Below are 18,097 nucleotides of genomic sequence, written 5' to 3' on the forward strand. Positions count from 1 at the left end.
CCTGATCAGGCGCCGCTGAAGTCGAGGAAGGCTTTGTTCGAGGGGCGTAAAAATGGCAGATAGGCCGGCGGCGGCATCTTGCCCACTAGCCGTGGTGTGATGCCCTTGGGCCCCAGCTCCCGGGCCAGCATCGCGATAAACAGGGTGATTTCCAGCGCTGCGACATGCCGCCCGAGGCACGCGTGCGGACCGCCGCCGAACTGGCAGGTTTCCACCTGGTTCAGCGCACGGTCCAGGCCCAGCCAGCGTTCCGGCCGCCAGCTGTCGGGATCGGGGTAGCGTTCGGGGTTGCGTGAAACATGCAGCAGGCTGACCCCGGCCATCACCCCGGCCGGGATGGTGTGGCCCATCAATTCGAACACAGTGTGCACCTTGCGCATTTCAAACGGTGCCGGTGGATAGAGGCGCATGGTTTCGCGGAATATCCCTTCGGCCAGCGGCACCTGTTTGACCAGTTCCTCGTGGGTAACGGGCATGCTGTCCAGGCCCGCGACCTGCTCGCACAACTGCTGCCAGACGTGCGGATGCTGCGACAGCATCAGCGCCGACCAGGCCATCACAGCGGCGGTGGTTTCCGAGCCGGCAAAGCCCAGGCCGAGGATGTTGTGCACCAGTTCGACTTCGGACATGCCGTTGCCGTGGTCATCGCGGCCAAAGATCATCGCCCCGACCAGACTGTCGTGGTCATTGTTGGCCCGTGTGGTGGCGACAATCTGCGCCACCCGCTGCTCCAGCCAGCCCCGCGCCTTGCGGCAGCGCCAGGCCGGGAAACCGGGCAGGTTGACCTTCAACGGAATCATGCCCAGGAAAAACTCTTCGTACTGGTGACGCCACACTTCCAACTCGTGGGTTTCAATGCCCAGAATGCGAAATACCACTTCGAGGGCGATGTCCTTGGTCTGCGGAAAAATCGCCAGTTTGTTCTCACGGCTCCAGTGCTTGAGCCGTTGATCGATGGTTTCCACGATGAACTGGCCGACCTGGGCGCGGGTCAGCCCCTTGGGGGTAAACGCATCGGTACTGGCGCGCCGCGCATTGCGGTGGCGCGGGCCATCGAACGCGTTCATGGCCTCGCCGGTAATCACCGGCATCTGTTCGCGCAGGAACGAATTGTCGGTGTATTTGTTCTGCAGGATCGCCAGGCCGGCCTCGTCGAGGATTTGGAGTACCGGCAACTGGGTGCCGAAGTAGGTCCAGAAGATCGGCCCGCACGTGGCCTCGGCCTGACGCAACTCACCGAGCGCATCCTTGCCGATCTTGTGCACATGACCGAGCAAGGGAATTTTGCCAGGCATGACCGGAAAACCGTCTTTCATTTTCACGTTGGCGGCAATCGGATGGGCGGCCTTGTACGCGTGTTGACCGGCGACTGCGTCACTTTGCGTGGGTGTGTTGGTGTCTTGTATCTGGCTCATAACGTTCCCTGTTCATTGCTTGAGGTGGTGAGCAGTCGTTCAAATTGTGCGGCGTCCAGCTCGCCGCAACTGATGCGCCGATACAGTTCGCTGGAGAACAACGCGGGTGGCGTTCTGCCGGATTTCGGCGACGCCAGTGGATGCTCAAACTCATAACCGGGCAGCGCCATTCGATTGCCGCCGCTCGGGTACAGCGCCGGGATATCCAGCCCGGCACCGCGACTCCAGGCTTCGCCCCTTTGCATCAGTGACCCCGACGCGGTCCCAGGCTCGCCCTCTTCAATGCCATCAACCGGTGATAGCCAACAGCCGCTATCTGGTGTGCCCGCCAACAGCAATTGCAAGCGTGCCCGCAGTTGCTGTTTGTCGCCGACCACCAACGCGGCGCGGTGGGCCAGACGGTGTTCACGCAGGGCTAAACTGTAGGCCAGATCTGACAGATCGAAAGTCGAATTCGCATCGATTAAGGTCTGGAGTTTTTTCAGATAGGCCAAGAGGCTGCCCCGGCTGGCTGCGGCGACAATCAACAGTTGCTCACCGCCTGTGTTTCTGAACGTTGCCCGACTCTCCTGATACTCCTCGACCACCAGACTGGCGTAAGTTCCGCCAGCCCCAAAAGAATTGATCAGGCAACGGAGCGGCTGACCGTTGCCATCAGCCGTCCAGGGCGAAGCGTGTTGTTGCAAATAAAAGGCGCTGCCCTCCAGGCGAATATGCGGGTTCAGCGGTTCGGCATTGATCGAAGGCGCCAACTGCTGATGTTGCAGTTGCAGCAACACTTTGGTCAGTTGGGAAATTCCCGAAGCCGCCTCAAGGTGACCGATATTGGACTTCACCGTGCCCAGCGCACAGCTGCCGGGCGGCAGTTCACCGAAGACCTTTTTCAACGCGGCCACTTCAATCGGGTCGCCGAGTTCCGAGCCGTTGGCCGCCGCTTCAACGTAGTTGATCTGCGCGGGTTGCAGGCCTGCGCGCTTGATGGTCTCGGCGATCAAGCGGGTTTGCTGGCGGGTGTTGGGCGCCGAGTACATCAGTTTGCCGCCGCCATGATTAACACTGGAGCTCTTGATCACCCCGTAGATCCGGTCGCCATCGGCCACTGCCGCCGCCAATGGTTTGAGCAGCACGGCGCCGGCGCCTTCACCCGGCAGCATGCCGTCGCTCTGGCCGAAGCCGCGGCTCAGGTCCGAACTGCCGAGGAAACTGGCCAGTTTGAGGGTCTGGTATCGGGACGGATCGAGGATCAGATTGACGCCGCCAGCCATCGCCATCGCACAGTCGCCGGCCAAAATGCTCTGGCAGGCCAAGTGGATCGCCGACATCGAACTGGCGCACGCCGTGTTGACCGCCAGGCTCGGGCCCTTGAGATCGAAGCAGTGAGAAATCCGGTTGGGGATCTGCCAGTCGGTGACATTGGCCGTGATCACCGCATGCGCAGGATCGCTCTCGCGCAGCGGCGACGGGTTGTACATCGAACCGATAAACACCCCGACCGCCGCCGTATCGCCCTGCTGGAACCGGGCCAGCGCATCGCTGTTGTAACCGGCACTCTCGAAGGTCAGCCAGGCCACTTCGAGCATCTGCCGCAGCTCTGGCGAAACGTGCTGCACCTCGGCGTCTCCGATGCCGAACAGGCCATGATCAAAGGCCTCGACCTGTTCGAGGAAGCCACCGTAGTAGCGCTCATCGCCGTTCGAGGCCATTGACCAGCGTTGACCATCGGCCTCGCTGACGCAGTTGCGACCGTTGCGCAGGTTGTCCCAGAAGGCGTCCAGATCAGCCGCCATCGGGTAGCGGCCATTGACCCCGATAATCGCGATGTCGCGGTTCGCTGCCTGCGCCTCAACGCTGGCTGACGGTTGCGGCGCGGGCCTGACAGGGGCGTGACGACTGACCGCGAGCGGCGCAACCGACTGCACTGCCACCGACCGCTCAACCTGCTGCACGGGTGCAAAATAGCTGGTCAGCGCAGGCCGATGTTCGGCCAGCAGGTAATTCGTCAGCTGATTGATGGTGTTGTGTTCGAACAGAATGGTGCGCGACAGCTCGCCGGTGCTTTTCTCCAGCGCCTGAATCAGGCTGATCTGCAAGATGGAGTCGATGCCGTAGCGATCGAACGCAGTGTCGCGCTGCAAACGCTCAGGTGCCATGTTCACCAGCTTCGACAGCACCTCGGTGATCAGTTGCCGACACTGCCCCGCCAACACTTCTTCATCGATATCTGCTTTCGCAACAGGGCGTGGCGCCTGCGGCTCGACGTTCGCCACGACAGCGCCACCCTGCGCCGGCAGGCACACCACGCCATCGCTGGCGGCGACGACTATCTGCTGGCCCAACGAATGACTGGCCGAGGCCGGGAAGGCAATGCCGTCAAAGCCCTGCGCCTGCAACAGTTGCCGCCAGCGCTCGGGATACAGGCCGGGGCATCCGGGAATGCGCAGCGGCGTGTCGTTGTGCAACCACCAGCCTTCGAGCAGGCCGAAGGTCAGGTGGGTGAACATCGAACGGTCGCTGATTTCATTGAGCAACAGCAAGCCGCCCTGGCGCAGCGCGGTCTTGGCGTTTTGCAGCGTGCGCCGCAGGTCCGGCGTTGCGTGCAGCACGTTGGTGGCGATCACCAAGTCATAGTGTTGCAGGCTGATGCCTTGCTCGGCGCAGGGTTGGCCGACATCGAAAATCGCCGTGCGCAGGTAAGGCGCCTGGGGCGCGAAATGCGTTTCGGCATGGCGCAGGAACGCCTGGGACACGTCGGTGTAGCAGTATTCACCGATCCCTTGTTGCCACGGGCGCAGCGTGTCGATCAGCCCGGCGGTGGTGCCGCCCGTGCCGGCGCCGATTTCCAGAATCCGCAACGGCCTGCCGCTCTGCGCCTGACGGCGAGCGACATCGGCCACCACCTCGCCGAGCACGGCGTTGAAGTAGTCGCAGACCCGGTTGTTTTTGTAGATGCCCTCCACCAACGCCATCGAACCGTCGGGGAACATCACCCCGGTAGCCGGCTGCTCGCCGCGCAGGATCGCCGGCAGCGCACGGGCGCAGGTTTGCACCAATTGCAACTGAGCATGCAGATCGGCGTCGCGGCGCCACTGCTCGCTGGCCTGTTGCCATTGCGACCAGAGCGTTGCCGGCTCAGGCAGGGCCGACAACAACTGGCCGTGTGCGTCGATATCAGCATTCTCAGTCAACAAGCGCAGGCTTTCACGCAGCCAGCGACGGTAGAACGGATGGGCTTGCAGATTGGCCGCCACAGCCGGCTCGGCGGCGATCCGTTGCTCGGTCAGCGGCCCGCCAGCAGCCAGTTCACCGAGGCAGGCAAAGGTCTGCGCCAGCAACAGCCGGTTCATCTCGTTGGCCGCCGGGTGATGTTGCGGCGCCGAAGCGCAGTGCCGAACGACCTGCGCCCAGTCATCGGACGCCAGTGATTCCTGCGCCGGGTAGCAATCGAGCTGCCAGCCGCTGTCGATGCCGGCGATGGCCATCGGCTCCAGCAACTTGATCAGCCCCAACTGCGGCAAGGGACTGGCCAGCAACCGGTCCAGCGCCGCCATGCCCTCTTGCGGTTCAATCGAGCCCAGGCCCTGCGCGGCCATCCGCGCCCGATAACCCGCATCGGCAACCACGCCCACCGAGCCCCAATAGCCCCAGTTGATGACCTTGACCGGGCATGGGCCGTGCTGATCGAGCTGCGCGGCAAAGACATCGGCGAAGGCGCAGCCAGCGGCGTAGTTGGCCTGGCCAGCGGCTCGGCTGAAGGCAATCATGGAGGAGAAAAATAGCACGAAGTCCAGCGCCGGGTTGTCCGCCGCCGTACAGACCTGGGCCATGGCGAGACTGGTCAGGCGCTTGGCGTCGAACGCCGCGCTGAACTGCGCCTCGTCCATCTGAGCAAGCCGCGCATCATTCAGCACCAGCGCCGAATGCACCCAGCCATTGATCGGCCCGCAGGTCTCGAGCACTTGCTGCCTGGCCCATGTCAGTTGCCCGGCATCGGTAGCGTCGGCCTGGAGATACAGCGGCGCCGCCGCATTGTGTTGGCGGGCAAACTGCGCCAACGTCGCGAGTTTTTGATTGATCTGATCGTCAGCAACGCGGCGGCCCAGCCAGACCACTTGCGCACGCCAATGGCTGATCAGATGGCGAGTCCACACTTCGCCAATACCACCGGCGCCGCCGATCACCACGTACACGCCGCCCTCGCGGTAATGCACAGCGCCAGCGTCTGTTGGCACACCCTCGGCCAGCGGCAACAAGCGTTGGCGAAACCATTCACCCTGACGCCAGGCCAGGCATTCAGCGGGCAATGTTGGCTCGGGCATTGTCTGTGGCAGCGGTTGGCCGTCCGCTGGCAGATCGATCAGCTCAACCCGCCATTGCTCCTGTTCCTTGGCCAACGACCCGGCCAGGCCATGACAAGCCCCCTGCTCCGGCACCAACGGTTCGTCGGGACGCAGGGCGATGCTGGCAGTGAAGATCAGTTGCAGGTGCAACGCTTGTTGGGCCAAACCCAGCTGCAACAGCGCCTTGATCATGCGGAACAGCATCAGCGTGCTGTGCTCCGCTGGCGCCAGCCAGATCAGGCGTTGGAACGGTGCGCAGGCCGACAACTGGGCGGCGATCCCATCGATAGTGGATGACGGCGACGGCAGAAACTCGATCTGTGGATGTAACCCGGCCAGCCAGTCATGGCGCTCACTGGATGCGCCAATGGCCAACGTGGGCAACGCTTTCGCTGATATCGACGGGCTATCGGCGATAACCCATTGAGGCGCCAGCAGGCTCAGGCCCGCCGGCAGCAACTGATCGGTGGGACGTTCACGCCCGGTCCGAATGGGCCGCGAGCTGAACCCGCGTAACGCCACGGCAATCTGCCCATACTCATCGCACAGATCGATATCGATCCGTTGCACCGCGCTACCCGCATTGCGCCCATCGACGCTGATCAGTGCCCACATCTGCGGCCGGCAACGCCCAAATACGTTCAGTTGCTCAAGGGCAAAGGGCAGCAGCGTCTCGCCAGTCCCGTCGCGGTTTTGCAGCAGGCCAATCGAAGCCTGCACGGCGGAATCGAGCATGCCCGGATGCAGATGCAGCACCCAATCACCGTCAAACAACCCCGGCGCCAGTTCAAGCCGGGCCAATACCCGGCCCTCACCCAGCCACAGACGCGAAACACCGCGATGGCCGGGACCGTAGTGGATGCCCATCGCTTCAAACAGCGGATACAGCTCGGCCGCTTCAAGGCTGCGCTGCCAGGGCGCGGCGCAGAGAGTGTCGAGATCCAGCGGTTGCACATGGCCTGCCGGGATCACCTGCGCACTGCCCTTGCAGTGCTCCAACACTACACCGTCAGCTTGCGAGTAGATCCTGAAGTCGACTTTCTGTTGTTCCAGCGTCAATTCGATATGCAGTTCGTTGTGCTGCGGCGTCGGCGTGTAAGGCGTGAGCCAGACGATGTTCTTCAATTGCAGCGAGCCGGCATCCAGTACCTGCGCATCCAGCGACCGGGCAATCGCCGCCCGGGCCATTTCCAGATAACCGACGCCGGGCATGGTGTTGCGGCTGTCGACCTGATGGTCGGCAAACCAGCTCTCGTCACCCTGCCAACGGCTGCTGAAACGCTGTTGATAAAAGTCCGAGGTATTGCGTTCGAGCATCGGGTGCAGCCACATGCCACCTTGAACAGGGCTGGCCACCTGGCCGCTGGCAAGGTCCGTGACCCAGTAGCGCTCCTCGGCAAAGGGATAACCTGGCAGGCTTAGGCGGCGCATCGGCCGAGCGTCACGGTAGAACTGACGCCAGTCGATCGTCAGGCCCTGGGCCCACAGTTCCAGCAACTTGTGGTACTTGCGTTTGTCGATCCAGGCCGCCAGCGCGGCGGCCATGTCCTCGTCCTGACGAAACAGCGCCAGTGCCGGATTATCGCCCTCACTGGTGCCGCGATAGAGCGCTTTGCCAGTCGCCGCGAAGTCGCCGAGCTGGCGTTGCAGATCGCCCAGGGAATCGCTCAACAGCGCCACCCGCTCCTGCATCACATCGCGGCCCACTTGCAGCGTATACGCCAGATCATCGAGGTAGCGCGGGTCTTGCGCAGGCGCGGTGGCGATGAAATCTGCCAGGCGACGGGCAGACTCACGCAGCCGTTCCGGGTTTTTGGCCGACAGCAGAAACGCTCTTACGCCTGAAGTCGCTTCGTTGCGAGCTTGCTGTGGCGCGCAATATTCCTCCAGCAGAATATGCGCATTCGCGCCGCCAAAACCGAACGAGCTGACACCCGCCCGACGCGGCAACTCATGGCCGTGGCGGTCCTTGAGGGCGGCCCAGGGTCGGCTTTGCTGGACCACGTAAAACGGGCTGTCGTCGAGTTCGATATAAGGGTTGAGCTGTTCACAGTGCAGGCTCTTGAACAGGGTCTTGTGCTTGAGCTGCAGCAGGACCTTGATCACTCCGGCAATCCCGGCCGCCAGTTCCAGGTGGCCGATGTTCGACTTCACCGAACCGACGCCGCAATAGCCCTGCCCCGGCGCATCGCTGCTCAGCTCTTCGGCCAGTTCGCGGAAGGCCATTTTCAGGCCGTTGATTTCAATCGGGTCGCCCAGCTCCGTACCGGTGCCATGGGCCTCGATGTAGCTGACACTGCGCGGATCGACCCCGGCCTTGCGCCAGGCCGACTTCAGCAGCTCGGCCTGGGCCCGTGGGTTGGGTGCCGTCAGCGAGTTGGCTTTGCCACCGTGGTTTTCCGCGGTGCTGCGGATCAGCGCATAAATGTGGTCGCCATCGGCCTCGGCCTGGGCGCGTTTTTTCAGCACGATCATCCCGATGCCTTCACCACGGGCATAGCCGTTGGCCTGGGCCGAGAAGGTCTTGCTGCGCCCATCCAGCGCCAGCATGCCGGCTTTGCTGAAGCTGATCTGCGCCTCGGGCGCGATCAATGTGTTAACGCCGCCGACCACCGCCATCCGGCAATCACCGCTGCGCATCGCCTGGACCGCGCGGTGGATCGCCACCAGCGACGACGAGCAGGCGGTTTCCACCGGTTCGCTGGGGCCGTGGAAATCCAGCAGGAAACTCATGCGGTTGGGGCCGACCGAGGGCACCATCGCCGTGGCGCTATAGCCTTCGACCGGTACGCCGGCCTTGGCGATCAGGCTGCTGTAGCCGGTCACCCCGGTGCCGACGAAAATCCCGGTGTCGCTGCCCGCCAGATCAGCGGTGGCGTAGCCGGCGTCTTCGATGGCCAGCCACACGTACGTCATCAGCAGGCGCTGCTGCGGGTCCATCAATTGTGCTTCGCGTGGCGAGATGGCGAAGAACAGCGGATCAAAGTGATCGACACCGTGGATAAAGCCGCCCCACTTGACGTTGGTCTTGTCGACCTCGCGGTGCGGATCGCCGTAGTACTGGCGCCAGTCCCAGCGATTGGCGGGAATCTCGCTGATGCAGTCACGCCCATCCTTGAGATTATGGAAAAACTGCTCGACGTCATCGGCCATCGGGAAACGGCCACTGATGCCGATCACCGCGATGTCATCGTCGGCTTCGGTGGCAGGCGGGTTAGTCAGGGCAACGCTGGCGGTTGGCAGCGGGCGCGGGGCTGCTGCCTGCGGCTGTGTTTGCCGGGGGTACACTACCAGCGGCACTGTTTGCGGCGCGAGTCTGGCGGCCAGTGCGCTGCGGTGCTCGCGTTCCAGATACGCGGCGAAACGGCCGACCGTGGCGTGTTCGAAAAAGATCGTTGGCGCCAGATTGAGCCGCCATTGCTGTTTCAGGGTGTTGGCCAGCGTGGTCAGACTGATCGAGTCGAAGCCGTACTGGCTGAACTCGACATCGAGCCGGATTTCGCCAGCGGGGATTTTCATCTGCGTGGACACCAGCTCGATCAATGCCCGGTGCAGCGCTTCGGTCAATGGTGCGTCACTGTTGGGGGCAACCTGCGGGGCAGGTTGCGGCATTGAGACATGGGTGGCGCCGCTGACCAACGCGGTAATCGGCTCGCGCCGACCGTGCATCACCAGCACCTGCGGCAGCGCCAGCGCCACGCATTGGCGCAGGGCGTGAGTCCCGGCGTTGCTCGGCATGGCGACCATGCCGGTGCTGTGCGCCATCTGCTGCGCGGTCGCTTCATCGACCTGCATACCGCCCTCTTTCCACAGCGGCCAGTTGATCGCCAGGCTCTGACCACGGCGCAGACCTTGGGCGGTCAATTGGTTGCGATACACGGCGTAGCGGTCGACAAAAGCGTTGGCTGCCGCGTAGTCGGCCTGACCGGCATTGCCGACGACGCCGGTGCCGGAGGAAAAACAGATCCAGAAATCCAGCGCCAATCCGGCGGTGGCCAGATCCAGGTTGCGGGTGCCGGCCACCTTGGCCGCCATCACCTGTTTCAGTTCGTCATCCTGTTTGTTAATCAGCAGGCTGTCGCGGATCACCCCGGCGCTGTGCAACACGCCGTTGAGGCCATGATGCCCGGCGACAATCCCGTCGATCAGGCGCTGCACCGCCTCGGCGTCGCTGACATCCAGCTGGCGGTATTCGATCTGGTTGCGGCCCGGGTCAATTCCGGCCAGCAGGTGCGGGGCCAGCGCTGAACGGCCAGTGAGAATCAAGGTGGCATCGCTGACACTGGCGGCGATGGCCTGGGCGAACAGCCGGCCGAGGCCCCCGAGGCCACCGGTAATCAGGTACACACCACGGTCCTTCCACGGAGCGTCAATCGCCAGATCGACCGCCGGGCAAGGACGCCAGTGTTGCACTTGGCGACGACCCACCTGGTAGCGAATCCCGACATCGCCGGCAGCGGCGTTGTCCGCTAGCCGTTGCACCAGTGATTGCTGTTCGTCCAGCTCGATCACCTGGCCGGTCACGTCCGGCACTTCCAGCTGCAAACTGCGCAGCATCGCCGCGAGGCCGCCGATCATCCGGTCGTCATTCGGGTTATGCACGGCGAGCTGCAGCAACCGCCGTCCGCCGCCCGCACCGAGCAGCAACCGGATTTGCTGCAACAGCGCGAGTGCCGTCTGCTGATAATCAACGGCGCAATCCTGCTCGGGAACGTCCAGCACCGTGCAGCAGCCAGCGGCCAGTTGTTGCACCTCGGCGGTGATCGTTGAATCAAAGCCACTCAGCAGGATCAGGCGCTGGCTGAAATTCGGCGCTTGAGCCAATGGCGGCACCTCGTCAATCCACTGTGGCTGGAACAGCAGGGTTTCCATCAGCGGCTGGTCGCTGGTTGCCGGTTCGGTCGGGTTTCCCAGCACGCGCGAAGTGAAACCCTGCATCAACACACAAAGCTTGCCCTGCTGATCGAACAGCTCGATGTTCAAGCGCTGCAAACCGCTGTCGGCCTGCTGATCGTCGCGGCGTTCGGCGTAGCTCACCCGGGCCCACATCGATTCGCTGCAACGATCCAGAATCTGCAAGCTTTCAAGGGCAAACGGCAGTGTCGGGCGCGTCAACGGCGGCAGGTGCTGCCGCTCGTCTTCACTCAGCACCACCTCGGCACCGAGACTCAGGGCGATGGCCGCCTGTAGCGCCGAATCCATCAGCGACGGGTGCAGCACATAGTCCTCCAGGCTGTCGCGCTGGCAGGCGGGCAGCAACAGTTGCGCCAACACCTCGCCCCGCCCGAGGTCCACCGCTTGCAGGCCCTGATAGGCCGGGCCGTGCTCGAACGTCATCGCCTGATAGGCGTCGTAACACTGCTTGGCGCTTAACTGGCCGCCGGTCATCCGTGCCTTGAGCGCCGCCAGATCCACCTGTTGCGGCGCCGATGTTTCAGCAAATCCGGCCAGCCCCTGACTGTGAAGCAGCGGTTCACCCTTGGCTTGCCCGGTCAACAAATCAAGCTCGCGGCTGGAGATCTCGAAGCGGATCTGCTCATCGTCTTCCAGTGTCAGCTCGATATCGACCTGCCGAGGCTGGGCGCCAATGATCAATGGCCGCAGCCACACCACCTGACTGAACGATGGCTGCCGCCCCGCCGTGGCCATCACCACCGCCGCCCGGGCCATTTCCAGATGCGCGACACCGGGAAAAATCCGTTGCCCGCCGACCACATGCTGCTTGAGGAAAAACGCCTCGCCATCAAACACGCTGCTGAAGCGCTGACGCTGTAGATCGGAGGTGTTTCGCGCCAGGAACGGATGCAGATTGCGTTCTGTAATGCCTGCGCCGACCTGAGCTTCGCCTCCCGCCGCGCCACGGTGCGCGGGCGCTATCCAGAAAGTCTGCCGGGCAAACGGATAGACCGGCGCGTGCACACGGCGGGCATCGCCACGGTGCTGACGATTGAATTGCGCCCAGTCGAGTTTGCCGCCCATGACCCAGGCCTCGGCCAGCGGTTGCAGGCTCGTTTGATCGATAATGGCAGGCACCTCGATGTCCGTACGTTCAGCCGTGTCGATCTGCCCGGACCAGCAATGTCGGGGCGAACGCCCGTCCAGCCAGTCATTCAATTGTTGGCGCAACTGGTCCTTGTCGGAACACAGGAAGATCAACCGATGCGCCTGCGCCAGCCGCCCTGTTTGCAGGGTGTAAGCGAGGTCCGGCAGGCGCAGTGCCGGGTCCAGCAGTGCCTGACGCACGCGGCGGGCATAGCGTTTGAGGCTGTCGGCGGTACGTGCCGACAGTGGCAGCAGGCAGGGCCGCGCCTCGTCGGTGACTGGGGCGGCGGCGACTTCGGGCGCCTCGCGGATGACCATGTGCACATTGGTGCCGCTGTGGCCAAAGGAGTTGAGCGCCGCCATTTTCGGGCCGCTGCCGAGCCATTCCCGGGGTTCGGCATGGATATGAAACGCCGAGCCCGCCAGTTCGATCCGTGGGTTGAGCTGTTCGAAATTCAACAGCCCCGGCAACTGGCGGTGCTTCATCGACAGCAGGATCTTGATCAGGCTGACCACGCCGGCCGCCGCCGAGGTGTGGCCGATGTGCGCTTTGGCGCTGCCCAGCGCGCAATAACCCGTGTCGTCGGTAAACTGGCGGAAAGCCCGGACCAGCGCGTTGACCTCGACCGGATCGCCCAGTGGCGTGCCGGTGCCGTGGGCCTCGACGTAGCTGATCTGCCGCGGATCGATGCCAAAACGCGAATACAACTCGCTGATCAGCCGTTCCTGGGCCTGGCCGCTGGGGGCGGTAATGCCGTTGCTGGCGCCGTCCTGGTTCATGCCCGAGGCACAGATTACCCCGTAGATCGGGTCGCCGTCGGCCAGCGCCTGGGACAGGCGCTTGAGGGTCAGCATGCCTACCGCCTCGGACAGCACAATGCCGTCGCTGCGCTGATCGAAGGTATGGCAGTGCCCGGTTGGCGAGAGCATGTCCATTTGCGCCAGGCTGATCAGGCCGGGCTCGCCGAGGGTGGCGAACACACCGCCGGCCAGCGCCAGTTCCGCCTCGCCATTGCGCAGGCTTTCGCAGGCCAGGTGAATGGCCGTGGCCGAGGACGAGCAACCGGTGTTCACCACCAGCGCCGGGCCTTTGAAGTCGAGGAAGTAAGACAGGCGCGAAGCAATGATCGCGTCGGAGGCGCCGATAAAGGTTTCGTGGAAATAGCCGGTCGGTTCGGCGCCGACAAAGATGCCCACCGACTGGTCGCGAAAACTTTTCGGGTTGTAGCCGGCATCTTCCAGCGCCTTCCAGCTTTCCTGGAGGATCAGCCGTTGATGCGGGTTCATCGACTCGGCATCGCGGGGCGAAATACTGAAAAACAACGGATCGAAATCATCGCGCTGCTCAAGGACACCGCCCCATTTGCAATACGTCTTGCCGGGCTGACGCTCGGCCGAATAGCTGCGCTCAGCGTCCAGATAACGCTCGCCCAGTTCAACCACACCGTCGGCACCGGTGCTGAGGTTGTGCCAGAAGCGCTCGACGTTGTCGGCGGAGGGAAACTGCCCCGACATGCCGATCACGGCAATCTCGTCATGCACCTTCGGGCGAGTGGCTGACGGTGTTTCTGTTGTGGCCTGCGCGCCGGCCTTGAGTTGTTGCAGCAGCTGCCGGGCTTCGTCAGCGGTGATCTGGCGCTGTTGAAGCCGGGCGATGATGGATTGAAATGCTTGGCTGCTCATGATTGTCCTTTCCCCGCCGTGGCCTGCGCCGTGCCGTGGTTTGCCGTGGCGTTGTCGTTGATGATTTTCAGCAATTCATCGATTGCCAGTTCACCGCACAAAAATGCCGCCTCAAGTTGCTGCTCGGATGCCGGTGGCTCAGGCACAACAGGCTGTGCTGCCCCGCCGCCCAGCCGGGCGCATTGGGCCGGGTATTGGCCGAGCAGGTAGTCCACCAGGCTTTGCAGCGACGAATAGTCGAACAGCAACGCGGTGTTTAGCTCCGTGCCCAGGGCCTCGCCGATGTGGCTGACAAAACTCACGCCAAGGATCGAGTCGATGCCGTAGTCGGCAAATGGCTGATCCGCCTGAATGCGACCGGGCTCCAGTTGCAACGTCTTGGCCAGGCCGTCCAGCACCAACGCGGTCAGCACCTCGCGGCCGCTGCCGGTTGCCGCAGGCACCGTTTGCAGGGTTGGTGCGGGGCTGCCGAGTGGTTTTTCGATTTGATCCAGCACCGCCACGCGCTCCATACCATCGCTGTGCGCGACGATAATCTGCTGGCCAAGGCCATGGGCGCATTGCGCCGGGAAGGTGACGCTGTGGAAGCCGGTTTCGCCCAGCACGCTGGCCCAGCTTTGCGGATACAGAGCCGGTGTGCCGGGGATGCGCAGCTCGGGGTCTTCGTACAGCCACCAGCCCTTGAGCAGACCGAAGGTCAGGTGGGCGAACAGCGAGCGGTCGCTGATTTCATTCATCACCACCATCGCGTCACGGCGCAGCAACGCACCGGCATGCGTCAGCGTGCGGCGAATGCTGCCGGTGGCGTGCAGCACGTTGGCGGCGATCACGATGTCATAACTGCCCAGCTCCAGACCCTGGGCTTGCGGCGGTTGCTCGACATTCCATACCTGATAGGTGAGGAACGGATTGGCCTCGCCATAGGTTTTCCTGGCGTACATCAAAAACGCCTTGGAGATGTCGGTGTAGCAATACTCGGCGATCTGCCCGCGCCACGCTTGCAGCGCCGGCAGCACGATGGAGCTGGTGCCGCCGGTGCCGGCACCGATTTCCAGAATGCGGATTTGCCGCTGCGGCTCGCGGATCAACAGCGCTTCGATGTGCTGTTGCACCACGCCTGCGACCACCTGATTGAAGTAGTCGGACAAGGCGTTGTGGCGATAGACGCCCTCGACCTTGTCCATCGAGCCGTTGGGGAACATGACATCGGTGGCCTGGGTTCGTCCGCCAAGTATCGCCGGCAGCTGTTGCAGGCAGGCGTCAACCAACTGCACCTGGGCCTTGCGTTGCGGTACGGCGATCAACTCCTCCCTGAGCAGGCACCAGCGTTGCTCCAGGGGCTGAGAATCCACTTGCTCCGTGACCGCGACCTGGGTGCCCCGGCGCTGCACCAGCCCCTGCTGTTGCAGCAGTTCGAGGCTGGTCGCCCACCAGCGGCCATAGTGCTCGCCGATGCCGGCCTGACGGCGCAGGACTTCGCTGTCCTGAAACTGCCCCGGTTGGGTGAACAGGCCCATGCGACGCAGTTGCACCAGCGTCATCCCGGCCATGGCCTGGTCAAACGGCAGTGGATCATGGGCCGCAAGCAACGGCGCGGCAGCGATGCGGTAGCGCTCAAAGCCATCGTCGGGCGACTGAATGCCGGTCTGGCCAAGGATGATGGGCTGCGGTTGCAGTTGCATCAACTGCTGGACCGGCGCCGAAGCGGCCATGCACAGCACCTGATCGAGCTGGCCGTGACTCAGGGCTTCGACAAAGCGGGCAAAGCATCCAAAGCCCTCGCGGTCCTCCAGGGCCCCGGCGTGGCGGCTCATTGGTTGCGCCAACGGGTCCGCCGCCTGTTGTTCGGTCAGCGATGACAGCCAGAACCCCCAATTGATCGCACCCACCGGGAACGCCGCGTGCCGACGCAGGCTGCGCACCAGCGTGTCGCCGAAGGTGATGCCGGCGGCATAGGCCCCCAACCGCGCCGCGCCGGAGAAGGCAAAGCTTTGCCCGGACGAGAAGTAGCACATGAAATCCAGCGGCTCATCAGCCAGCGCCCGGTAGAACTCGATACCGCCACGGCTTTTCACTTGCAGGATTTCGTCGAACTGCGGTTCGGGGATGCGCGTGATCGGATCTTCATGGTTGAACACCACGGCGGAGAAAATCGCCCCGTTGATCGCGCCATGACGCTGTTTGATCTGCGCCATGGCCCGTTGCAGCGATGCAGCGTCGTTGGCATCGGCTTGCAGGTAGTGCAACTGCGCCGGATCGACCGTGCGGTCAACGCGTTGCAGGCAGTTCGCGAGCCGTTGTTGCACCTTGGGATCGGCGGCGCCGCTGCGTCCCAGCCAGATGACCCGGGCCTGATAATCGGCCAGCAGGTAGCGGCTGATGATCGAGCCCACCGTGCCGCTGCCGCCAAGAATCACATAGACACCGCCCCGCTTGAGCGCCGGGGTGACAAAGCGGCCGTCGGCCAACGGCACCTGGGGTTGCCAGCTCAGGTTGAAAATACGCTGGCGATAACGCACGCCGTCGCGCAGGCACAACACCTCGCCCCGCGCCAGGCCGCCCTCGCCCTGCACCTGGCGCAGTAAGCCTGGCCGGCGCCGGTGGTCGGCCAGCTCACGGCTGTCGACATCCAGGTTGCGCACCCGGAAGCGGTGCTCGCCTTGGGCAATCGCGTAGGCCATGCCCGTCAGGCCGCCACCCACGGCGCTGACTGGCTCGCCGCTGATGTCGAAGTTGTCCTGGCTGATGATGTAGCTGTCGATCGCCTGGCAAGAGCTGTGCTGTTTGAGCCATTTGATCAACCGCAGCAGCAGGATTTCATTGGTTTTCGGGCTGTCGAGCTGCGCTTGCCAGTCAGTGGCCTGGGCGTTGCCGCCGAAGAAATACAGGCAATCGATGGCAGGACAAGCGCTCAGGCAGTGTTCCAGCGCTTGCGGATCGGCGACGTCCAGCGACCAGTGATCCGGCGCCAGACAGACCGTTTGCGTGCCGGGCTGCAGACGGATCACCCGGCCGGCACCCGTGGCAAAACCCGCGCTGAGCAGGTAGTGCGCGGTGATCGCCTCTGCCACTGGCCGGATCGACGCATCGCCGACGATCAGCACGCAACGGTGCTCGGCGGTCATGGGTTCGCCGCCCTGCCCGTCGGCCTGCCAGCGTGCCAGATAGCTCAGGTGGTCGCTTGAGGTGGAAGCCGCAGCCTCAGCGCTAACGGTCTCAGGCGTCGCCACAGGCTCAATACCCGGTAACCAGAACGTCTCGCGGGCAAAGGGATAGACCGGCACGCTAATCCGGTACGGCAGCGGCCCGGCCCGCAGAGCATGCGGCAGTGTCCAGTCGACGACTTCGCCGTTGACCCACAGCTCCAGCAGCTTGTGCAGTTTGCCGCTCTCGGCCCAACGGCGAATCACCGGCGCCAGCTCGGCATCGGCTTGGGCGCAGAGCTGTTTACGCTGGATGTCGCCGACGTAAAGGCCTGCGTCCGGCTCGGCACCACGCTCGATAAACCTGCGCAATTGCGTCGCCAGCGCGGCAGGCGAATCGACCACCAGGCCCAGCCGCGCCGCCATCATTTCCCGACCGGTTTGCAGGGTGTACGCCAGGTTCGCCAGGTCGGCGCCCGACAGCGATGGCCGGGCAACCAGATAGGCCAGCAGCGCCTGCGCATAGTCGCGCAGGCGTTCGCCATCCCTGGCCGACAGCAGAATCACTTCGGCGCCATTGGCGGTTGGCAGTTCACGGTACTCGTCGTGCTCTTGCAACAGCACATGGGCATTGGCACCGCCAGCACCAAAGGATGAGACCCCGGCGATACGCGGTCCATCGCCTGCCGGGCACCAATCGCCCAGCGTCTGTTGCAGGTAGAACGGTGTCGCGTCCAACGTCAGGTTGGGATTGAGGGTGGTGGCATGCAGGCTTGGCACCAGCTGTTTGTGTTTGAGCTGGAGAATGACCTTGCTGACGCCGGCGATACCGGCGGCACCTTCCAGGTGCCCGATATTGGCTTTGACCGAACCCAGCGCGCAGTGGCCGAGCTCGACGCCATCAAGCGCAAAGGCCTGGCTCAGGCCGCTCACTTCGATGGGGTCGCCCAACTCAGTGCCGGTGCCGTGGGCCTCGATGTAGCTGATCTGGCTGGCATCGAGCCCGGCCTGATCGATGGCCAGGCGAATCACCTTAGCCTGGGCCTGGGGATTGGGCACGGTGTAGCCGTTAGTCTTGCCGCCGTGATTGACCGCCACGGCGCGGATCAGCGCGTGGATGTTGTCGCGGTCCGCCAGCGCCCGGGATAACGGTTTGAGCAGCACTGAACCGACGCCCTCACCCGGTACAAAGCCGTTGCCGCCTTCGCCGAAACTGCGGCAGCGACCGTCCTTGGAGAGCATCTGCCCGGCGCTCAATTCAACGTAGTTGGAGGGATGCAGGTACAGATTGACCCCGCCGGCAAAGGCCATCCGGCACTCGCCGCGACGCAGGCTTTCGCAGGCCCGGTGCAGCGCGCTCAGCGACGAGGAACACATGGTATCCACCGGTTCGCTCGGCCCGTTGAGGTCCAGCACATAAGAGACGCGGTTGGCGGTCGAGCCGAACGAGGTGCGCGGAAAGACCATGTGCCCCTGC

Annotated in this window: 3 protein-coding genes (1 of these 3 running past the window's edge); all 3 read right to left on the reverse strand. The window is 63.7% G+C overall.

Annotated elements, in window-relative coordinates; all coding sequences use genetic code 11:
* Positions 1 to 5: 5 nt before the first annotated feature.
* Tightly spaced (each overlapping or abutting the next), the 3 genes in view from JFU11_RS23400 to JFU11_RS23410 form a layout consistent with a single transcriptional unit that may run on beyond the window.
* Complete coding sequence (locus tag JFU11_RS23400; RefSeq protein WP_201062240.1) at positions 6 to 1,415, reverse strand: cytochrome P450; 1,410 nt, start codon at positions 1,413 to 1,415, stop codon at positions 6 to 8.
* Entirely contained in the window at positions 1,412 to 13,477 is a 12,066-nt protein-coding gene (locus JFU11_RS23405; protein ID WP_201062241.1) for an SDR family NAD(P)-dependent oxidoreductase, read from the reverse strand. Before JFU11_RS23405 ends, JFU11_RS23400 begins: the two co-directional genes overlap by 4 nt.
* Positions 13,474 to 18,097, reverse strand: partial view of an SDR family NAD(P)-dependent oxidoreductase gene (locus tag JFU11_RS23410; RefSeq protein WP_201062242.1) — the final stretch only. It continues 10,229 nt past the right edge of the window; the window shows 4,624 of its 14,853 coding nt (coding positions 10,230-14,853); its start codon lies beyond the right edge, outside the window — the gene reads right to left on this strand; it ends in the stop codon at positions 13,474 to 13,476. The genes JFU11_RS23405 and JFU11_RS23410 overlap by 4 nt, the downstream gene beginning before the upstream one ends.

The organism is Pseudomonas sp. TH37, from assembly GCF_016650735.1.
GTDB classification, from domain to species: domain Bacteria; phylum Pseudomonadota; class Gammaproteobacteria; order Pseudomonadales; family Pseudomonadaceae; genus Aquipseudomonas; species Aquipseudomonas farris.

What these genes read in the sequence shown, in the direction of transcription:
- JFU11_RS23400 (WP_201062240.1), bottom strand. Translation starts at nt 1,415, where the DNA reads ATGAGCCAGATACAAGACACCAACACACCCACGCAAAGTGACGCAGTC.
- JFU11_RS23405 (WP_201062241.1), bottom strand. Translation starts at nt 13,477, where the DNA reads ATGAGCAGCCAAGCATTTCAATCCATCATCGCCCGGCTTCAACAGCGC.